Raw genomic sequence first — 20,586 nt, 5'->3', positions numbered from 1 at the left:
CAAATTGATTGTGGTTTTAGTATAAGATGTTATTTGGACTAAAAACTTGCGCTATGGTTTAAAATTTTTTTAAAAAAATAAAAAAAGAGACTATAAAAGTCTCTTTATGGTAGTAAATATCGATGTTCTTCTTTTTTTGGGTAACGTTTTTACTATTTAAGAACTAGTGTGTATATAAACATAAAATCAGTTATTATGTTAGAAAACTTAGTTAAATATCAGATTGAAAATTCACAATCAATAGTTGGAGGAGTCATTATTGAAGATAATGTACTTCTCTAAGTTTGTGATTGAGGTTGCTTGAAAAAATGTTTTTTAGGCAACCTCTTTTTAAAATAATTTTACGGTTGAATCTGCATCTTCTTTTTTGATGGTGACTAATAATTTTCGCAACCCTAAACCATTGACTTTATATATTTTAGTGCCAACGGTCCAATTTTCTTTTCGTGTTGAATTGGGCATCATTGGAAAACCATAACTAAACTTTGAACCATCTTTTTTTGGACCAACTACAAAAAAGTTATTTCTGCGCGAATTATTGTTTTTTATTTTGAAATGAATCCACTCCGCATCAGGGTTTTTAATGCTATTAGTCGTTTCTGAACTTACAATACGACCTTCTTTTCGTGTTTTCTTATGGATCTTTTTTGGCGAATTGACATAGCGTAACGTTCCACTATTTTTCACTTCAGCATCTAATGTATCAGTAACATTTACCGTTGCTTTTCCCCAGCTCCAAATGTTTACAATCGCATTTTCTGCCACCAATTTTGAAGCATCAACAGTTGCCAATTCGACACCTAAACGGAATTCTTTGGTATTTCCTTCTAAAATAATGGTACCAATAGGCGCAGTAAGTTGTAAATATTTGTTGTTTATATTGACAATTCGTGTAACATCGTGCGTTCCAGTGACAACATGACGAAGATTGGGCGCACCAATAGTAATCGTTGCTTTTGAAGGTTCAATCCATTCAATTTGTCCCAATTGCAAGGTAGTTCCGTTTACTTCTTTGGCGATTAAATCCATAACATTTTCATCAGTAGTAATTGTCATGCTTTCGGTGGTTGCAGATTGATCAATGGTAACCTTCGCATAAAAATTAATCTTAATTTTCTGAATATTTTCAAGCGGAAATGTACGTGTGATGAGGTTTTTGTTTCCGTTCACTTGCGCAGTTGCGGTACATCCGATAAGGAATAATAATATAGATAGATTTTTCATTTGTATAGTTTTTATTGAACTGTGATGGTTGCTTTTGGAACATCAAAAATGGCTTCGTACGTTATCGTTTCAGGCTTGTATTTAAATTCTAATGTACGATTCGGTTGATCTTTTAATTCGTATTGCCCTTGATTTACAAACTTAAATTGAATGGCATTGACTGCTGTTTTTTGACTAAGCGTTGCTTCAAAAATTCCATCATGATCATCGTCTGTTAGCGGAATGACTTGCTTCCATGATGGATTGGTAAAGTTTCCTTTTACACCAACATTTTCGGTTGTAGAAACACCATTCATATCAAGTTTTACAGTTACGGTTTTTAAGTATGTTTCTTGAACACAACTTGTAATGCTGACTAGAAATAGGAGTACGAGTATGCTAAATAATGGTTTCATCTGTTCGTTTTTATGATTTTGTATAGGTGTATTGATTGCGAATAAATTTCCCCGGCGCATCTTTAAATTCCACTTCTTTTTTCATGGAAAGTTTTGTGTCACTGAAGAAATAAGTAATGTAGATAGTTGCTGCTCTATTATCATCTTGTCCTTCGTACATGGTTTCAATTTCTAGGCTTCCATCGGCCAATCGATTGACTTTTATAATTTTTTGATTGTCGATATAAGTTCCGTCTTTTTTAATTTTTAAAGTGCTTTTATTGTTGGCGCTTTCTTCGGTTGTATATTTTGTGTTAAAAATGATTTTGTTCTTTTTAATTTCGATTTGAAGCATTGTTGGCAAGGTTACTTCTTTGCTATCGCTGTAATTGACATACATGAGTTCGCCAGTCCAGTTTGTATTGTCTAAACTTGTAAAGTCTGACATGTTTACTTTTTCTTGTGCGTTTGCAAAAAATGTTATTGTCATTGTGAATAATACGGAGATAAGAGTTTTCATAATTTTAAATTTTTAGTGATTGATAAAATGTTTAGGCTTTTATTTTTTTACTGATGAGATAATCGAGTCCAAAACGACCTGATCCGAAGTATAGGTTGTATATCGCAATCCAAAGGAATCCCATTGCAGGAAGCATTCCCCAAGTAGATTGTCCCCATTTTTGAAGAAAGATGGCTACTAACATGGTACACATAAGTAAGAAGGAAGCTATGCGTGTTTGCAATCCGAGTGCGAGAAAAATTCCACCAACGGCTTCACTACATGCGCCCATCCAAGCGAAGAATACAGGAAATAAGGCGAATATTCCACCGTAATTGGCAACATCTTCAGGAAACCAAGCGGCTACTTCAAACAAACCTAAGTTTTGACTTTCGGCTGTCCAAGGCATTCCAAATTTTCCTGCGCCAAAATCAATAGCGAGTAATAATCCGCAAATAATTCTAATAAAGGCAAATAATAAATCTGCAAACCAATGTTTTTGTGTGATTGGTTGAGTAAGTTGTAAAAAGTATCTTTTGATCGTTTTCATGATACATAAATTTGTTTCGTTTTGTTGAATACAAATTTGCGATATGAAACGTTGTTGTGCGACTTAAAACGTGCGGAGACGGCTTATTGTACGATTTGAGACGTCTTATTTTTACATTGAGCTTGTCGAAATGTAGACACGCTTTGCTTTAGACGCGCTAACGCTTTTAGAATTTTAGATGTGCTTCGCTTTTAGAATTGTTTCTATGCAAGTATGAATCTGTTCGACTTCATAGATACGTCTTTGCGAGGAGTTTACAACGTGGCAATCTGTTTCTTTATTTAAATTATCTTTGGTTTGAAACACTACGAATTCCTAATTCCCAAAACCTAATGCCTTTATAGATCACGAATGCACGAATTTGTTAGACTTCTTAGATACGTTTTTGTAAGAAGTTCATGACGAAGCAATCTGTTTCTTTTTTAAATTGCTTTTGGTTTGAAACACTACTAATTCCTAATTCCCAAAACCTAATGCCTTTCAAGGTCACGAATGCACAAGTTTATTCGATTTCTTAGAAACGCTAACGCTTTTAGAATTGGCTTACGCCATTGGATATTTAGATACGTCTTTGCAAGAAGTTCATGACGAAGCAATCTGTTTCTTTTTAAATTGCTTTTGGTTTGAAACACTACTAATTCCTAATTCCCAAAACCTATTGCCTTTAAAGGTCACGAATTTAAAAAGGAACTTCTTTAATCATTCCATATCGATCAAACATAAAAGCGAAGTTTGTTTTCATCTGTAGACTATTGAAAGTAGAAATTATATTGAGGAGTAATTTTTTGACTTCTTTAATATTTTTTGATTCATCTATGTGTATGCTAATAAGTCGTTTCTCTGTAGATGGATAGTTTTCATCATTTTGTTCGTTAACTAAATGATTTTTTAAAATCCCATCCAAATTGTCAATTGGATAACTAAGTTCATCATTCACCTTAATACTATCCGTATTTATATAAATAATCTGTTTTAATTTATAGTCAAAGATACTTTCGCAGAACTGTAAATGCTGAATTTTATAGATAGTTGAATCCGTTTCTATTTTGAAAAGAGAAGCATTTTTTCTACAATCGGTTGTATCAATGACATTGAGCATATCTCCAAAGTTTTGAAGCAAATCAATATCTATCTCAACAAATTTTTGCTGTTCCATGCGATAGGTTAAAAAAGATTGTACAGGCTTTTCTTGCACTATTTTGTTGTCTTTATGAGTATTTTCACAATAGATGAGAAAAAAACTTAGCAATAAGATGGTGACAGATTTTTTCAATTTTTCGTATTAGAAATTAAATATCAGTAAAAAGTATCAAAAAACACTCAAAAAAGACACTTTTACGATTTGAGACGTTCAATATAAAGGCAAAACATGTTTAGAAAAGTAAATATCAAATCAACAAAAAGTCAAATCAACAAATTAACAGAGAAACAAATCAACAAAAATAAACTAACCAGCCAACGACTGCAAATACTGCGTAGGTGAGAAGTTCGTCAGTTTTTTAAAGACTCTGTTAAAGGTTGCTTTGCTGTTAAAACCACATTCGTAGGCAATTCCGAGCAAAGAGAGTTGTTTGTGTTTTCCTTCTTTCAACATTCCTTTGAAGGCGTTGACACGATAGGAATTGACAAAATCATTGAAGTTCATTTGAAATCCACTATTGATGATTTCTGAGAGCTGTCCGCGTGTTACATTGGCTTGTTTGGCAAGTTCAGAAAGATTCAAATCTGGATTTAGATATGGTTTTTCACGTTCCATCAAGTCAGCAATAGCTTCAATAGCTGTGTTCGGAACTTCTTTTTTCGTTTCTTTAGTAGATTCAGGAATAGAAATTTGTTTGGGCGAAAAGCTAAAATCTAGTTTATTGAGTTTGGTTGTATCGGTAAAATAGCCTTTCAATCCTATATAAATAGCACAAATTGCCATGCATAAATTCAACCACCAACGTTCATCATATCCTAAATCAATAATGACACTTCCCACAAATTCTTGCACAGAATCATAGATAAATAGTAATGAAAATACAATGAGAAAGTTTCGAATCCAATTCAGCTCTAGCTTAAAGATATTAGAGAAATATTGCTTTATTTTTTGTCGATAATTTATATATAATTGAATGGTAAACGCCAAATAGAGCAGCATTACGGAAAAGCCAACTACAGATAAAACGGGCAATACAAAAGGTTGATCGAGCTCCATTTTTAAGAATCCATTTTGAGTTTCATTGAATCCTGATTGCATAGCGTCATAGGTAAAAATGGACAATCTATACACAATCAAACTAATTGGAATTGCAAAATGCCACCAATGTTTCTTTAGAAATGTATAATTAGATTTCGTAATTGAGGTTACATACAAAAAGACCAAAGGCGCAATGGCAGTTCCAGCAGGAATTAAAAAGTAGTTGATTTTAGTATTACGAAACGTATCATACCAACTCATATAACCCACTGTATAACAGATTTGAGTATAGGAAACAACCAATAATAAAATGGCTAAAATGGCATCGGAAGCGTTCTTTTTTTCAACATATCGTTTTAACAAAAGTCCAACCAAAATCAACGCTTGTAAAACAAGAATTAATAATGGTGTGCTATGAATATTAAATTGTGGGAACATGAATGCGTTCATTTTTGATTGCATTCAAAACTACTAAACTTTTTTAGTTTTTAAGAGGATAAATTGGCTCAGGATACGATTTGAGACTATGTTTTATTACCAATTTTTATCCTTCGCCATAACAATTCATAGAAAAACCAGTAATCTTAATCTTCCCATTTTCATAAATACAATAAATTTTATGATTACATGTACCTTTCATGTTATGCTCTTTATAATCATCATTATGACTTTTATAATCTAAGTAGAATTGTCGGTTTTCTTGTTTCACAATTTTTATCTCACTTTTAATGCTGTCAATAAACTCTTGACGAAAAAAGTGGTCAAAACCTTTATCAAACATTTCAACAGTAAAATCAAATTGTTTAACAGTATTAGGAATCTGAATTCCGAATGCATCGGCTGCATATACATCTAATGGAAAATCTATTCTATCTTTGATAGGCTCTCTTTTTTTGGTTACAATTTCAGTTGCAAATTTCTTTAGTTCTTCTTTAAAATTATAATTCGAGTCTTCAAATTCTATAAAAGAGACACAGATAATAACTGCAACGAATACTACTATTAGTTGTAATGCTTTTTTCATATTCAAATTTTGATACTATTGATATAACGAATAAAAGAGTAATTATGTTTTAATGAACCTGATATAAATCTCATTCAAAATCAGATATTTTCAATCCATCTTTTTTCATACTATCCAAATCTAATATTCTATCAAATGGAATTAGGTATTTAGCTTCTAGCTGACTTTTAAATGTATCAGCGTATGAATGCGCAAAACTTTCTTTTTCTGAAGTTGGTAAACTATGATAAGCATTCCAACGTTTTTCCCAAGCATCGTATTCCTCATTTGGTTTTTCGGATCTTTCAACAACGTTTAGATAATGCACATAATGTCCAAATTCGTGAGGAAGTGTTCTGTAAAGTTGTGTGGCTCTTATATGCTCAATTTTATATTCAGCTTCAAAATAACGTTTTCCCATTACTATGTTGTGTCCATCTTCTTTCAATCTTTCTAACTCTTTTTGCCCATCAACACTTAATTTTTTAGGCCATTTAAAACTGCGTTCTAAATCAATAGCTTCAATGATAATGGCAGGAAAATATTCGTTTTCAAATTCATAAGAATATATCAATCTGCCCCAAACGGGCTTTAAGTTTTCTTCTTTCCTTGTAGGTTGTCTTAAAATAATTAACTCTAAATCTCCGTAATCTTTTTTTGGAATTAGGGACAGTATAATTTCTAAATCATCAATTGTACAAGCGTGAAATGAATTCTCTCTCGTTTTTTCGATGATAAATTTAAACCTGTGATTATTTATAATTCTTTCAACTACAGTGTATTCTCCCAATTTTTCATAGAAGAATTTCATTTCTTCCGCATGATAGGGAACAACTAATTTATTATTTTGTCCAAAACCTTGTTTCGCGGTTCCTATATTTCTATTTCTACGTGTGGGATTTCGCATTTAGCTAATTTAACTTGCTATTTTAAAACTACCACCAAACTATAAAAAAACTTTCAAATGAACCATTCTGTTGCTGCCAACATAACAACGAACGTTTTGCAAGCAGATTTTCAGAAATAGAGGCTTCTATAGTTTTAAAATCTGACCAATGCTTGTTTTCTGAAGGATCAATTCCCCATTCTTTTTTGGTTGGAATATAATAGCTTTTAGCTGAATTGTCTAAACTTTTAAAGGTTTCAAAGTCCATATAACAACCTTTTACTGCCTTTTGATATTCCGTGTTGAATTGTATGTTTGATGCATACGGAACGAATAAATACGCCAATACGCAGAGCTTTTGAGAAACTTCTTCAAGATTCAATTCTGGTAATTTTGCTTTGGTCGCTTCGTGATAGAGTAGTGGAAACTGCTTTTGTTGTAGTTTTTCCAATTTTTCATGCAAGGCATCTTTTCGGTTCGGACCTATCCAACAATATTTTGTGTCCGTAGAAAGTGTCGGATCAAATACATAGAATTTATACGCCAATTCTAGGTGAATGACCTGCTTTGAAGCCATACTTTCTATAATAAAGTCGAGTTCTCCAATGGTGTTTTTGTCTTCTATGACTTGAAGATTTTCATGCAGTATTTTGTAATTGTTTGATGCTTTTAGGAGTTCTGAAACGATTTTTTCTACCAAATGCCCTAATCTGCGATTGGTTGGCAGCTGAATTTCAGGAAGTGTTGCAATTTCTAATTCGGAAAGATCAAATGTTGGAATATTCGTAATCGCAGTCGGTAACTGTGTGGCGTTTGTGATGGATTGAATTCTAGATTTTATGTTCATACACACTTTCTAATTTAAAATTAACCAGCTATCTGCTAAAGGTCTAATTACTTCTCCGTTAATTTCAATCTCTTCCCAATTATTTTTATCATCAGATTCATGATCTTCTATGATTCGAAACTCTGATGAAGGTGTATTAGTTTTATTTTGTGGTATTTGTACAATTTTTTTATTCACGTCAATGTTTAGTGAATCCGCTTTTTCAAGCCAAGAAATCGCCATGTCAAGAGCTTTCTTTTCTGCTATTAACTCTTGCGACGATTGTATTCTTAATTCGGCAATTATTTCAGTAGTTCTTTTTTTGAGAAGTGTTATGGGTATTTTATAATCAACTTGCATGTATAAAATTTAGATAAAAATATTAATAATTTATGGCTAATAAAAAACGCCAAACTATAATTTAGTTTGGCGTTTGTATATTTTAACTACAAATGTTCTTAGTATAACTCTGGAAAATCTGTTGGATTTGTTTCGTGCATCATCGCATAGATTTTCTCAAAAATATCTTCTGCTGAAGGTTTAGAGAAATAATCTCCATCGGTTCCGTATGCAGGTCTGTGTGCTTTTGCCGTCAAGGTTTGCGGTTTGCTATCTAAATATTGATATCCGTTTTGTTCGTCTACAATATGCTGTAAGATAAATGCAGAAGCACCACCAGGTACATCTTCATCAATTACCAACAAACGATTTGTTTTTTGTACACTTTTTACACAATCGTGATTGATATCAAACGGAATTAACGATTGACAGTCAATAATTTCAATATTAATACCAACAGCTTGTAATTCTTTGGCTGCTTGTTCTATGATGCGTAGGGTAGAACCATAAGAAACTACCGTCATGTCGCTTCCTTCTTTGATGGTTTCAACCACACCAATTTTTGTCTTGAATTCACCTAAATTCGTAGGTAATTGCTCTTTTAAACGATATCCGTTCAAACATTCTACAACTAAAGCAGGTTCGTCACTTTCTAATAAGGTATTATAAAAACCAGCCGCTTTGGTCATGTTTCTCGGCACTAATACATGAATTCCTTTGATTGCATTGATAATTGCGCCCATTGGCGAACCAGAATGCCAGATTCCTTCCAAACGATGTCCACGCGTACGAATGATGACAGGTGCTTTTTGCGTTCCTTTGGTTCTGTATAAAACAGTAGCCAAATCATCACTCATAATTTGTAATGCGTATAATAGATAATCTAAGTATTGAATTTCTGCAATTGGACGCAATCCGCGCATTGCCATTCCAATTCCTTGTCCTAAAATGGTTGCTTCACGAATTCCAGTATCAGAAACACGTAATTTTCCGTATTTCTCTTGCATACCTTCCAATCCTTGATTTACATCTCCAATTTCCCCTGCATCTTCCCCAAAAACTAAGGCTTGCGGATATTTTGAAAAGATCGCATCAAAGTTATCTCTCAATACAATACGTGCATCCACTTCTTGTGGTTCGTCACCATATACTGGCGCATTTGCTTCAATATTTAAAACACTTTTAGCAGATTCGCTGTATAAATGTGAACTATATTTTGGTTGAATTTTCTCAAAATAGGCTTTGATCCAATTGCTTAAAGCTTGTTTTTCAACAGAAGTTTCTCCAATCACTAAACGCAAAGCTTTACGCGAATATCCTGCAATTTCTTTGCGAATTGGTTCTGCAATACCAGCTAAATCTTCTTTGATTTTATTGATAAAAACTTTGTTAGGACTTGATTGTGCTAAGTTTTCAAGCAAACTGATTACTTCCGCTTGTTCTTGCTTCATTGGCGCAACAAAATCTTTCCAAGCGGCTTTTTTACCATCGCGCACTTGTTTTTTGATATCTTTTTCTAACGCAATTAAGTTTTCATCTGTATCAATACCATTTTCAATGATCCACTTACGCATTTGTGCATTACAATCGTATTCCACTTCCCAAGCCAAACGCTCTTTACTTTTGTAACGTTCGTGCGAACCAGAAGTTGAATGTCCTTGTGGTTGCGTTACTTGCTGAACGTGAATCAACACAGGAACATGTTCTTCACGAGCAATATCAGATGCTTTTTGGTACGTAGCAATCAATGAAGGATAATCCCAACCATTGACTCTAAAAATTTCGTATCCGTTTTCGTTTTCGGTACGTTGGAAACCTTTTAAGATTTCAGAAATATTTTCTTTGGTAGTTTGATGCTTTGCATGTACTGAAATTCCGTATTCATCATCCCAAACACTCATTACCATAGGAACTTGTAAAACACCAGCAGCATTGATAGTTTCAAAGAACAATCCTTCACTAGTACTTGCATTCCCAATAGTTCCCCAAGCAATTTCATTTCCGTTTACTGAGAATTTTTCAGTATCAATTCCTTCTACGTGTCTATATATTTTAGAAGCTTGTGCCAATCCTAACAAACGTGGCATTTGTCCCGCAGTAGGAGAGATGTCGGCACTAGAGTTCTTTTGTTGAGTTAAGTTTTTCCATTCGCCATTTTTGTCTAAACTATGTGTGGCAAAGTGTCCGCCCATTTGTCTTCCGGCAGACATTGGTTCTACTTCAATATCGGTATGTGCATATAAGCCTGCAAAAAATTGTTGAATGTTCAATTCGCCAATGGCCATCATAAAAGTTTGATCGCGGTAGTATCCAGATCTAAAATCACCATTTTGAAACGCTTTGGCCAATGCTAATTGTGGTACTTCTTTTCCGTCTCCGAAAATACCAAACTTTGCTTTTCCTGTCAATACTTCTCTACGACCTAGAAGGCTACATTCACGACTGATTACGGCAGTTTTGTAATCTTGAATGATTTCATCTTTGAACTGATCGAATGAAATATCTTGTGTGTTTTCAACTTTTGCTTGCATAGTTTTCTTGGATTGAAGTCGTGCAAAAGTACAAAAAAGCAAGGAGATTTGCAATAGAGCTCTCTCTTAAAAAGATGCTAATATTTCAGTAAAAAGCTGTTTTTAATGCGATATCCTCAATTTTAGATAGAAAATTACTTTTTGACTGATGATTGTTCAATTTTTTTAGAGTCCGATTTGTAAGTTATTTTTGCTTAAAAAAATCTTAAAACCACTTTCGTGTGAAGAGTTTCAATAAGGTTTTTGGACTTAAAGTAACAATGAATCGGATACGTTGGTCAAAACCAGGTTGTGCAATTTCCCAACCATTGTTGGAGTAGACAGGGAAATACAATTCAAAGAAGTCAGGAACTAAATTTAAGCGAATTCCAGAATCGTACACAAAACGTGTGTTTGCACCATTGTTTTTGATAAATCCTGCATCTCCGTAGGCTTCAATCCATTTCCAAATACTGTAACTTACATTGGTCGTTCCTATCCAATCGTTAGAAAATGGATCTTCTAGTTTGGATTTAAATCCACCTTCGGCAACGATTAATTGCTGACTGAATAATCCTGTATCTTCTGATCGACCGTAATAATTGTAGTCAAACAAATAATCAGTTGGTCTGTCGAGTGCAAAACTGAAAAAGTCTGAGTTGGTATCGTTGAATAAGAACTTTCCGAAGAAGAAACGTACATTTAATTGTCTGTTGTCTCGGAAGAGTTTTCTATAGTCTAAATTGAACGAAACTTTGGAGAATCGTTTTGTGATTTGAAAATCCGTAAACCAAACCATATGGCGAATTGGATCAGGATTAGAGTATACATAACGCGCATTGAATACACTGTAGTTTGGTTCGTTATCTGTCGTAGGATCAGGAATTTCTGGTTGTTCACGTTGTACAATAACGTATCTTAAATCGATAAATTCTTTTTGATTAGATCTGAAATCAGGATCTCTAAAACCAAAGGTAATTTTCGGAACTAAACGCGTGTATGTTAAGTCTTCTGCATAATTAAAGTAGTTTCCACCAGCAGTAAAACGCACAAAATACAAGTCACTTTTGGTATTTTCAATGTCATGACGATATGAAATACTTCCAGAACCAACCAATTGCTTAGAGCGTAGTCCGTACGAAGGTTTAAAGTCATATAAAAGACGTTTGGTAAGGAATACTTTATTGTATAAACGCATTCCTGGCGTAAATCCATCATATAAGTTGAATCGTGCTACAGGCACAAAGAATATTTGATTGTAGTGTGGATTTTCAGCATCCTTAAAGAAAGTGAATCGCAATTTTTTATTATTCGCAAAGAAACCGTTTAAAGATTTCCAGTTGTCACGTTGATTGAATTCTGGAATGATTTTATCATAATTCAACACCAAACGATCAATGCCTTCACGCGGAATGGTTACCGTTTTTTTATCGCCAATATCCGTAACCCAATGTTTGGAAACGACTGTATCATTTTTGATACCGAAGAGCGAAATAGGGAAGTTGCCATTGTATTTGTTTTTGATGGTAACTTGTAAAGAATCATCTGTTTTTTCTACGTTTTTTATTTTGTAATCAATTCGTTTTCTGGAATCTACATAGTTGTCAAAATACCATTCGATGTCTTTAGGCGCTTTTGATTTTAGTAAATCTTCAAAGTCTTTACGAGACGATTTCTTTAAACGATTGTTCGCATAGAATTCTTTTACAAAGTCATCGATAATCGTGTCATCAAAGTATGATTTCAAGTATTTAAGTCCAACACCAGCTTTGTATTTGTTGGCGATATTGTTGTTGAATTTTGTCAAAGAATCCTTAGAAGTATTCAAAGGTTGATCAATGTTTTTACGCGCCATTAGCATGTATAAAAACGGATATTGATCGTTGAATTTTAACTTGGCAAATTCATACGAGCGAATTCCCCAAACCTTTGACAATCCGCCTGCAAGCTTCATATTCGGATAAAACGTTTCGGCATATACCATGAGCATATAGGTTTCTAAAGCATCAGAAATCCACTTTTCGGTACGCGTGTCCATCCACATCGATTCTTCTAGATTCTTTGTGAGGATCGCTTTTAATATTTTTATTTCGTATTGAAAGTCATCTGTAAACGGTCTTACAAAAGAAGGCAATTGTCCCAATCCATACACTGGATTTTTTTTGTTATCAATTTTAGAGATGAGCATGTTTTGTCGTGGAAACTCTCCAAGTTTATCATGGATGAATTGCACTACTTTATCTACAGCAATGGCTTGTTGTTGCTCGTTTAATTGATACGGATCTAAGTTTGTCGTAATATTTACTTTATCCGTTTGAAACGTTTTAAAATCAGAGTTTTGACGCAGTAAAACGGTAATATCTTTGACATCTTTTGCATTCAGTTGAATCGTTCCATTGTTATCATCTACAGTAGTGTCAGCACTAGAAATCACAGTAAACTTTTTAGGAACGTTCAGCGTAATATTGTGCGTGGCTTGTTCTGTGTATAAATCGTCTAGGTTTTTATTGCTGTATAATATCCAACCATTGTTGTAAGCAGCTGGCGTCATATACCAATAGCGAAGATTAAAGTCTCCTTCACGCGTAAAACCATAGCGTGTAAACTCGTCATATGGGAGTTTTACTTCGTATTTAAGATCGAATGTAATACTTTCATTAGGCTGCAACGGTTTGTTGAGCGTAATTTTGATGATATCTACTTGTTTTTCTAAACGTTTCCAATCTACTTTAGTACCATTTGTAGAAATACGATCTACGGTTGTACGACCACGTTTTTTTTCTCGCGCTAAGTGAAAGTTTCTGCGGAATTCTTCGGCAAAACGTTTCGCTAAAGGTGTGTCTTTTCCTGAAAAGGCGTGACTCCAATCGTTGAAATAAATTTCTGAAAGTGTGGTTCCTGTTTCGTTTGTATACGTAATCTTTTGTTCAACATTTATGAGGTTACTTTCCGCACTAAGCGTTGCCGTGACTTCGTTTTTATGCTGACCAAAAGCTGTAAAACTCAGGAACAGTAGTAGGTATAATTCGAAATGGGTACGTTTTGTATTCAATTTATTTTTTTATGAATTTCTTAGTTTCTGTATAATCATCAATTTTTAAATAGTAAATGCCTTTTGGTAGGTTTGCAACATTTATGTTGGTAATATCGTTATTTTTTACTTTTCCAGCCATCAATTTTCGTGCTAAAACGTCGTAAATCACATATTCATTGCTTGATGTAGAAGAATTTAACATAAACGCCAATTGATCTTCTGCAATATTTCCGCGGATGAATTGAAAATCACTTTTAGCAGCAAATTGCGTGGTGCTTAATAGTTGCTCGTTGGTTTCTAATTCCATCACAACTGGTAAATGATCGCTCATATCATGCAAAGCGTTTCGTAATGTTTGTGAGTAACTTACACCAGATCCAGGCACTTCTGCACAATCTGATGAGTTGATAGCACGGTTGTAACAGTTTGTATTTAAATTGTTTCCATAGGATTTGTATGAGTCTGCAACATAATATAAGTCTGAATTCGTCAATACATTTTCTGAAGTCAGTATAAAGTCAAAACGGTCGTCAAATCCTCCTGAAGCACCACCTAAACCACCTTGTGTACGTGTAGATTGTGTAAATACATCTACAAAACTGCTGTTGTTGTGCCAATCGCCCAAACGATTGATTGGATCTACAAGTGTGATGGCATTTGTTACATCTGTTAATTTTTGAAACGTAATGTCATTACTCGTGTACAAGTTTAAATCGCCTGCAAAGAGTACTTTACTATTCGGATCCATCGTAGAAAGATAGTCTACAAATTCTTCTACCATTAAAAAACGGCGCAATTCATCTTCTGGAGAATTTCCAGCTTTTAAATGCGTTACAAACACTTCCAAAAGTATTGGATTCGTTGCTTGGTTTACCGTATTTAGTTTTAAGGTATATCGATTGAAATCGCGCAAAGTAGTGGGTACAATGTCTTGTGCTTCTAAGATAAATTTTGAACTATCGTAATAGATTAAATTTTGTAGCAGATTGGAATCATTTCCATTATCATCTGACGTATTGTTAAAATACGTTGCTTGTGCATAGTTAGGATTGATCATTTGCAATCGATTTAAAATCAATCCTGCGCCAAATGCATCATTTAGTTCACAAACCATAAACAAATCGGGCTGATAATCGGAAATAATAACCTCCAATTCGTCAAGTCGATCTAAGGATAGTTCAGGAAAATTCAAGAGATTGTAAAACATCGTCTTGATATTTTCCTGTGCTATACTTTGTTGTAGTCCTATGCATAGCAAGCATAGGATGAGTATTTTTCTTTTCATTTTTTCTTTTTCGGGTGCAATTTATTCTACAAAACTTCTTTTAGAAGTTAGGACTTAGATTGTATTTTTTATAGAATTTATCTAAAATGTCTAATACTTCGTCTTCGTTGTCTACAATGTGGATTAAATCCAAATCGCCCGCGCTTATGTTTCCAAATTTGTCTAATAATGTTGCTTTTACCCAATCCATTAAACCAGACCAAAATTCGGTTCCTACCAAAATAATAGGGAATTTGTCAATTTTCTTCGTTTGAATCAAGGTAATCGCTTCAAATAATTCATCTAAAGTTCCAAATCCTCCTGGCATTACTACAAACCCTTGCGAGTATTTTACAAACATTACTTTACGTACAAAAAAGTAATCGAAGTTGATACTTTTATCAGGATCAATGTATGGATTATCGTGTTGCTCAAAAGGCAATACAATATTCAAACCAACAGAAGTTCCGCCTCCTAAGTGCGCTCCTTTGTTTCCAGCTTCCATAATTCCAGGTCCTCCACCTGTAATTACTCCGTATCCATGATCTACAATTTTATGCGCTATTTTTTCTGCTAATAGATAGTATTTGTTATCAGGTTTTGTACGAGCCGATCCGAAGATGGACACACAAGGTCCAATTTGACTCATTTTTTCGAATCCGTTTACGAATTCTCCCATTATTTTAAAAAGTGCCCAAGAATCGTTGGTTTTAATTTCATTCCACCCTTTGATATTCTTTTCTTTTCTCATGTTCATTTAAATTTTAATCAAAACGTGCTAAGATACTATTTTATGTAGATATGTTGTGCAACTTTTTTTGTTATTGATGTAAAATATGTGCTTATCTGTAAAGATAAAAATCAGGCTTTGAAGTATCATACTTTTTAACAAAGTATTATGTAAAGTCGTTATGGGAATATTAATTTGTTGACTCTTAAAGATCTAACCATTTTTTAAAGACAGATACTTTGTTTTTTCCAATGACAATGTCAATTTCTGAAATCGGTTTCATTTCTATTTTAAGAGCACTATTTCCGTATTTAATAATTTTATCAATGGCGTAAATCGCGACAATGGTTTGTCGGTTGGCTCTAAAAAATAGTTTTGGATCTAGGGAAGCATAGATCTGGTCTAAGCTGTCATTTGCGGTATAACGTTTGCCATCTTTTCGAACCACATATGAGATAGAATTTTCTACGTAGATATACGAAATATCTTCGATAGCAATTGGCATCAATTCGTTGCGAATGTACGTCAGTAAACGTTGTTTAGGTGCTTCTTTTGTATCTTCTTCTTTCGTTTTTTCTTCTACAGAAGTTTCCACTTGCGGTTCCGGTTGCGCTTGTAATTCTGCGATACTTTTTTGATAATTTTCTAAAGAATCATTTAATTTGGATAAGTTGAGCACGCCATCTTCAAATTTAGCTGTTTTACGATCAATGATTTGTTCATAATACGTAGACAACACTCTGATAATGATCAATAAGAACAATAATAGAATCAATCCGAGAATTAAATAAATCGTTTTTACTTGTTCGGTAAACGCGTTTGTTTGAAGATTGATATTGTCAACATTTAAATGTGCAGCAATGATTAAATCTGAATTCTCAATAGGACGCAGTGCAATAATTTCGGACACTTGTTGTTCATTTGGATCTAAATTTTTTAAATGATTATATAGTTCTTCTCCCGTAACCACACTTTCCATATTGGAAACCATATTGCTTTTTTGCTCATTTTTGCCTCCTAATTTGGTTCTATCGGGATAACAAACAATTTTCCCAGACCAATCAAATACTGATAAATACACACTTTCGTTATCGCTCCCAGAAATGGTTTTTTGTATCGTATTGACAATATTTTCTTTGGTAACATCATTTGCCAAAGAACCAGCGCTTAAGCTACTTACTTGATGTATTTGTTGTGTGGCTAAATTGATGGTGTTTTGTAGTTTTACAACATTTTTGTACTTCACCGTCAACGGAATAACCACCAAACTAATGACAAGCACATACACCAATACAAAACTAATCGTTGTATAGAGATAAATTCTATAATTTCTCATTGATAAAAACAATTCTTTAATTCAATAGTTATTTTAATAAAACAAGTAATTGTCAAATCGAGCGCAGTCGAGATTCAATCGATGCGTTCGTTTCATAAGTGTTCTCGACTGCGCTCGAACTGACATTTTTTGTAAACAATCAAGATCAATATTTAAAGAGTTGATTATTATTTAGCTCAAATAATATTATTCTTAATTCAATACATTTTATTTACAACACTAAAATACTATATCGAGGGATTTTTTGAGGAATTCTCAACATTTAATATTCCTTTTTAGCGGTTTATTTTCCGTTTCAGATACATTCAGCTCTCTAAGCACGGTAGAAAACAGTATTTTTACCAAAGAATTTTACTCGATAATCGAGATTTGAATTTTTTAGAGATTTTTTTTGTGAAGAGAATGATTTCAAAATAAAACCATACATCAAAGAGCTTTTTACTGTAATTATGAAAATAAAAAAGCGACATAAAATAATTATTGTATGCAGTCTAATTTTTATTGGACTGTTTTCGGCGTACAAATATGTGAATAGAGGTATAGCTGATACTACAAAAATACAGGCAGAAGAAACGTTTACTACAAACGAACTTTTGTTTAAATTTCAAAACAAGCAACAAAAGCTTGAAAATTTCATTGAAAAAGCGATTGAGATTGAAGGAGAAATCAAGGAAATTACATACCAAGATGGAAAATATAGTTTAATTTTAAAAGGAGACTCAGAAATGAGTTATATCTTGTGCGAAATGCAATCAAATCAAGACAGCGAAGTTGTGAAACTTCAGGCTGGACAAGACATAAAGTTGAAAGGAATTTTAAAAGGATTTCTCTTGGATGTCATCCTGTTGCATTGTGTAATTATATAAGCAGAATTGTATGAATAAATTTTTACTAGTAGTATTTTTAAGTTTATCCGCCAGCCTTACTGTTACTTCTCAAACCAGCGAATTTATAGAAAGGCAAGGACAAGTTACCTTTTTCTCGTACACTTCCGTAGAAAATATACAAGCAACCAACAATCAGGTATTGAGTCTTTTTAATCCTGAATCGCAAGAAATAGCCGTCAAAATTTTGATGCGTGCTTTTGTATTTAAAAAAACATTGATGCGCGAGCATTTTAATGAAAGTTATATAGAATCTGATTTATATCCGAATGCAATTTTTAATGGAAAAATTATAGGATTTGATCCTTCAGATTCTGAGCCACAAACTCGAATCATTCAAGGAGAATTTACCTTGAAAAATGTGACAAAAGCGATTGATATTAAAGCGAATATCACAAAAACAAATGATGGATATACCATCAAAGGAAGCTTGGATGTTATGATTGATGATTATAATATTAAAGTCCCGCCGTTGTTATCGCCCAATATTTCCAAGAAAATAGAAGTAATGTTTAATTTTAATTGTGCGCCGTATGAAAAGTAAATTTATGGTACTCGCTCTTTTTATAGGTATTTCGCCTTATTTAGCCGCTCAGAATTTATTAGACAAACTCAATGAGGTAGAGCAAGAGGTAGATAATTATACGATGTCTACGTTTAAGGGAACACGCTTGTCTATAAGTCATTCTGTAGAAACGCGTAAAAAGAATACGCTCGAAATTTCGTTGATGACGCGTTATTGGAATGTACCAAATTCTGATGGACGTTCGTTTATTGCGGACAGAATGTGTTCGCGTATTGGACTGGATTATGGAATTTCGGATCGTTTGACTATTGGTTTTGGTTCTGGAAATCCAAACGGAATTGTAGATACCTATTTGAAATATAGACTCATACAGCAAACCGATGACAATAGAAATCCGTTTAGTATTTCATTGTTACAAACTGCTTCGTACAGAACTCGTTTTTTAAATAATATTGAATCGCGCGGAAGCTTTGGAGATAAACTTGCATTTACATCGCAAGCATTGATTGCCAGAAAATTTTCCAGAGATTTTTCATTACAAATCTCTCCGACATTCATACATAGAACTTCTTCCAGATCAGCTTTAGACGATCACAATCACTTTGCTCTTGGTTTTGGTGGACGTTATAAATTGGGGAATCACGTTTCCTTAGTCTCTGAATATTACTATGTTGCCAATGAATTGGAATCCAGAGAAACCTTTGGTGCGTTTGTGTTAGGTGTAAATTGGGAAGTCAGCAAATTATTATTACAATTCAAAATGACCAACAATCCGATTTTCTCAGAAGATACCTTTATCGTGCAAACCTTTAAGAATTTCAACTTTAATGATGGTAATTTCTTCTTTGGGTTTCATGCTACGTATCATATTCAGTTGTAGAAGAGATGTGGTGTTTTTAAATAACGGTTAGTATATTATCAAACCGTTACAATTTTGAAGTATACTATAATCTTTGAATTTATTACACCTACTTTATTATCATACACTTTTATTTTCTTCAATAAAGCCTCCTAATTCTTTAAATTTGAAGTAAGTATATCTAGTGATTTTTTCTTTGTTATTAATATATAATTCCTTTATCTCAGGAATAATTGAATATGGGTTTTCTTCTTTCATAAATCTTGAACGGTAAAATGTTATGTGGAATGTATCTTCCTCCATATTCCAATAAAAATGGGGTTGTAAACTTTTAAACATACTTAAAAAATCGTTATTTCGGTTTAATATTTTATTTCTAATTATTGAATCTACTATACGTTTAGCATTTTTCTTATAATCATAAATGTATTTATTTTTCTTGTCATAGATGTTTTGAAGCTTTACACATATGTCTTCGTAACTTAATCCATCAACATCTTTATTATCTAAACCTAGTTCTTTTAGAACAATTGATAAGTCTTTATAATCAAGTCCATGAATTTTATAGTCAGAATCTTGATGTCTTATTATTCTTTGTGCATAAGTTTCAGGTTCAATATTTTCTCCGATATAATTATCGCTTAATTCAACAAAATATTGGAACGTACCAAACAACTCAATAAAACAATACAATTCTTTAATTTCTTTTCCTTTTTTGCTGATTCGTCGTTGAGAAAAAAGAACTAAAGAATGTGACATGAAATTTGCATCTATACCTGTTCTTACATATTCCATCATTTCTTCAATTTTAGCAATAGGATAGTATGGTATTACATTATTGTTGCATTTAATAGTTTTGTTTTCTCGATCAATTAGATGCTTTATTGTATCATAATCCACACCTTTGCTTAAAGCAAATTCAATGGCCATTTTTATAAATCCTTTTTCAAAAACATTATTAACAAGATTGAAAGGAAACTCTATAACACCTAAATAATCATTTAACGATGAAACAATTTCGATGCTATAATCTGAATGATTCGAAACTTGTTCTTTTAACTCATTTTGAACTTTGAATTTAAAGCTCTTAGCTACTTTCTTATTTGCGAATACATAAGCAACTTTTTTATTATGGTCAATCTTGTATTCCGGTCGCTTATTAGACAATATCTTATCCTTTAAAATAATATCAATAGATTCACTTGAATCTATTAAATGAAGTTTTCCATCAAGTCCAACTGAATTAGTTTTTCTATCCTTTTTTATATCAAGTCGTTCTGTAATTAAAGTAAAAATATCACAGAAAGGTTTATCTACTTTTCCGCCAAGAAATTCTTCGCCTCCACAAGTTTTACAAAGTATTCCAGGTGTTTTCAATTGTCCTCCTAAAGCTTGAGGAATTACGTGTTCATAGTGATTTTTAGTGCTGGAATCAACATGTGCTTCTAAAGTTACATTACATAAATAACAATTGCTCATATTCTTAATTTCTTTTATTCAATTTCTGTCGTTTGCTTTAATTGTACTTTATAATGTAAAGCAAAGACTAAGTGTAAATATTTT

19 protein-coding genes are annotated in these 20,586 nt (G+C 33.1%); 3 read left to right on the top strand and 16 right to left on the bottom strand.

Features of this window, described 5'->3' with window-relative positions; translation table 11 throughout:
- Nucleotides 1–330 precede the first annotated feature (330 nt).
- The 15 genes from Q0845_RS18525 to Q0845_RS18455 form a co-directional block, all read right to left on the bottom strand.
- On the bottom strand, nt 331–1,224 hold the full coding sequence (locus Q0845_RS18525; RefSeq protein WP_298516407.1) for a DUF2807 domain-containing protein: 894 nt from the start codon (nt 1,222–1,224) through the stop codon (nt 331–333).
- An 11-nt stretch (nt 1,225–1,235) separates the two neighbouring features.
- On the bottom strand, nt 1,236–1,619 hold the full coding sequence (locus Q0845_RS18520) for a hypothetical protein (RefSeq protein WP_298516405.1): 384 nt from the start codon (nt 1,617–1,619) through the stop codon (nt 1,236–1,238).
- Nucleotides 1,620–1,629: 10 nt separating this feature from the next.
- On the bottom strand, nt 1,630–2,118 hold the full coding sequence (locus Q0845_RS18515; RefSeq protein ID WP_298516403.1) for a hypothetical protein: 489 nt from the start codon (nt 2,116–2,118) through the stop codon (nt 1,630–1,632).
- Nucleotides 2,119–2,149: 31 nt separating this feature from the next.
- On the bottom strand, nt 2,150–2,647 hold the full coding sequence (locus tag Q0845_RS18510) for a DoxX family protein (RefSeq protein WP_298516401.1): 498 nt from the start codon (nt 2,645–2,647) through the stop codon (nt 2,150–2,152).
- A 679-nt stretch (nt 2,648–3,326) separates the two neighbouring features.
- Nucleotides 3,327–3,920 carry a hypothetical protein gene (locus Q0845_RS18505; protein WP_298516399.1) on the bottom strand — a complete coding sequence of 198 codons (594 nt, stop codon included), beginning with the start codon at nt 3,918–3,920 and terminating at the stop codon, nt 3,327–3,329.
- A 174-nt stretch (nt 3,921–4,094) separates the two neighbouring features.
- Nucleotides 4,095–5,276 carry an AraC family transcriptional regulator gene (locus Q0845_RS18500; RefSeq protein WP_298516397.1) on the bottom strand — a complete coding sequence of 394 codons (1,182 nt, stop codon included), beginning with the start codon at nt 5,274–5,276 and terminating at the stop codon, nt 4,095–4,097.
- Between the two features lie 94 nt (nt 5,277–5,370).
- Nucleotides 5,371–5,850, bottom strand: a complete 480-nt coding sequence (locus tag Q0845_RS18495; RefSeq protein ID WP_298516395.1) for a hypothetical protein — start codon at nt 5,848–5,850, stop codon at nt 5,371–5,373.
- Between the two features lie 70 nt (nt 5,851–5,920).
- Entirely contained in the window at nt 5,921–6,736 is an 816-nt protein-coding gene (locus Q0845_RS18490; protein ID WP_298516393.1) for a hypothetical protein, read from the bottom strand.
- Nucleotides 6,737–6,764: 28 nt separating this feature from the next.
- Nucleotides 6,765–7,562, bottom strand: a complete 798-nt coding sequence (locus Q0845_RS18485) for a DUF1853 family protein (protein ID WP_298516391.1) — start codon at nt 7,560–7,562, stop codon at nt 6,765–6,767.
- Nucleotides 7,563–7,571: 9 nt separating this feature from the next.
- Nucleotides 7,572–7,901 (bottom strand): hypothetical protein, encoded by a 330-nt coding sequence (locus Q0845_RS18480; protein ID WP_298516389.1) that lies wholly within the window; start codon nt 7,899–7,901, stop codon nt 7,572–7,574.
- Between the two features lie 98 nt (nt 7,902–7,999).
- The gene (locus Q0845_RS18475; protein WP_298516387.1) at nt 8,000–10,411 is read right to left on the bottom strand and encodes a thiamine pyrophosphate-dependent enzyme; all 2,412 of its coding nucleotides are present in this window, start codon (nt 10,409–10,411) and stop codon (nt 8,000–8,002) included.
- A gap of 205 nt (nt 10,412–10,616) precedes the next feature.
- The gene (locus tag Q0845_RS18470) at nt 10,617–13,442 is read right to left on the bottom strand and encodes a metalloprotease (RefSeq protein ID WP_298516385.1); all 2,826 of its coding nucleotides are present in this window, start codon (nt 13,440–13,442) and stop codon (nt 10,617–10,619) included.
- A gap of 1 nt (nt 13,443) precedes the next feature.
- Nucleotides 13,444–14,709 (bottom strand): T9SS type A sorting domain-containing protein, encoded by a 1,266-nt coding sequence (locus tag Q0845_RS18465; protein WP_298516383.1) that lies wholly within the window; start codon nt 14,707–14,709, stop codon nt 13,444–13,446.
- A 40-nt stretch (nt 14,710–14,749) separates the two neighbouring features.
- Nucleotides 14,750–15,439: a TIGR00730 family Rossman fold protein gene (locus Q0845_RS18460; protein ID WP_298516381.1), complete on the bottom strand. Its 690-nt coding sequence runs from the start codon at nt 15,437–15,439 to the stop codon at nt 14,750–14,752.
- Between the two features lie 184 nt (nt 15,440–15,623).
- A complete protein-coding gene (locus Q0845_RS18455; RefSeq protein WP_298516379.1) occupies nt 15,624–16,754 on the bottom strand; it encodes a LytTR family DNA-binding domain-containing protein in 1,131 nt (376 codons plus the stop codon).
- Nucleotides 16,755–17,203: 449 nt separating this feature from the next.
- Between Q0845_RS18455 and Q0845_RS18450 the strand changes: the two genes are divergently transcribed.
- The 3 genes from Q0845_RS18450 to Q0845_RS18440 are packed head-to-tail and all read left to right on the top strand — an operon-like array spanning nt 17,204 to nt 19,044.
- Nucleotides 17,204–17,620 carry a hypothetical protein gene (locus Q0845_RS18450; protein WP_298516377.1) on the top strand — a complete coding sequence of 139 codons (417 nt, stop codon included), beginning with the start codon at nt 17,204–17,206 and terminating at the stop codon, nt 17,618–17,620.
- A gap of 10 nt (nt 17,621–17,630) precedes the next feature.
- Nucleotides 17,631–18,182: a YceI family protein gene (locus Q0845_RS18445; protein ID WP_298516375.1), complete on the top strand. Its 552-nt coding sequence runs from the start codon at nt 17,631–17,633 to the stop codon at nt 18,180–18,182.
- Complete coding sequence (locus Q0845_RS18440) at nt 18,172–19,044, top strand: DUF5777 family beta-barrel protein (protein ID WP_298516373.1); 873 nt, start codon at nt 18,172–18,174, stop codon at nt 19,042–19,044. The genes Q0845_RS18445 and Q0845_RS18440 overlap by 11 nt, the downstream gene beginning before the upstream one ends.
- A gap of 99 nt (nt 19,045–19,143) precedes the next feature.
- On the opposite strand, the gene Q0845_RS18435 is transcribed toward Q0845_RS18440, so the two are convergent.
- Nucleotides 19,144–20,502 carry an HNH endonuclease gene (locus Q0845_RS18435; protein ID WP_298516371.1) on the bottom strand — a complete coding sequence of 453 codons (1,359 nt, stop codon included), beginning with the start codon at nt 20,500–20,502 and terminating at the stop codon, nt 19,144–19,146.
- Nucleotides 20,503–20,586 lie beyond the last annotated feature (84 nt).

It is taken from the genome of uncultured Kordia sp. (assembly GCF_947489565.1).
GTDB lineage: Bacteria > Bacteroidota > Bacteroidia > Flavobacteriales > Flavobacteriaceae > Kordia.
Note: the sequence above shows the minus strand (reverse complement) of the source record. Positions and strands in the feature narration are given on the sequence as shown.

Coding starts and splice junctions, on each gene's coding strand:
- Q0845_RS18525 (WP_298516407.1), bottom strand. CDS start 1,224: ATGAAAAATCTATCTATATTATTATTCCTTATCGGATGTACCGCAACT.
- Q0845_RS18520 (WP_298516405.1), bottom strand. CDS start 1,619: ATGAAACCATTATTTAGCATACTCGTACTCCTATTTCTAGTCAGCATT.
- Q0845_RS18455 (WP_298516379.1), bottom strand. CDS start 16,754: ATGAGAAATTATAGAATTTATCTCTATACAACGATTAGTTTTGTATTG.
- Q0845_RS18435 (WP_298516371.1), bottom strand. CDS start 20,502: ATGAGCAATTGTTATTTATGTAATGTAACTTTAGAAGCACATGTTGAT.
- Q0845_RS18495 (WP_298516395.1), bottom strand. CDS start 5,850: ATGAAAAAAGCATTACAACTAATAGTAGTATTCGTTGCAGTTATTATC.
- Q0845_RS18515 (WP_298516403.1), bottom strand. CDS start 2,118: ATGAAAACTCTTATCTCCGTATTATTCACAATGACAATAACATTTTTT.
- Q0845_RS18440 (WP_298516373.1), top strand. CDS start 18,172: ATGAAAAGTAAATTTATGGTACTCGCTCTTTTTATAGGTATTTCGCCT.
- Q0845_RS18445 (WP_298516375.1), top strand. CDS start 17,631: ATGAATAAATTTTTACTAGTAGTATTTTTAAGTTTATCCGCCAGCCTT.
- Q0845_RS18485 (WP_298516391.1), bottom strand. CDS start 7,562: ATGAACATAAAATCTAGAATTCAATCCATCACAAACGCCACACAGTTA.
- Q0845_RS18480 (WP_298516389.1), bottom strand. CDS start 7,901: ATGCAAGTTGATTATAAAATACCCATAACACTTCTCAAAAAAAGAACT.
- Q0845_RS18460 (WP_298516381.1), bottom strand. CDS start 15,439: ATGAGAAAAGAAAAGAATATCAAAGGGTGGAATGAAATTAAAACCAAC.
- Q0845_RS18490 (WP_298516393.1), bottom strand. CDS start 6,736: ATGCGAAATCCCACACGTAGAAATAGAAATATAGGAACCGCGAAACAA.
- Q0845_RS18465 (WP_298516383.1), bottom strand. CDS start 14,709: ATGAAAAGAAAAATACTCATCCTATGCTTGCTATGCATAGGACTACAA.
- Q0845_RS18500 (WP_298516397.1), bottom strand. CDS start 5,276: ATGAACGCATTCATGTTCCCACAATTTAATATTCATAGCACACCATTA.
- Q0845_RS18475 (WP_298516387.1), bottom strand. CDS start 10,411: ATGCAAGCAAAAGTTGAAAACACACAAGATATTTCATTCGATCAGTTC.
- Q0845_RS18450 (WP_298516377.1), top strand. CDS start 17,204: ATGAAAATAAAAAAGCGACATAAAATAATTATTGTATGCAGTCTAATT.
- Q0845_RS18510 (WP_298516401.1), bottom strand. CDS start 2,647: ATGAAAACGATCAAAAGATACTTTTTACAACTTACTCAACCAATCACA.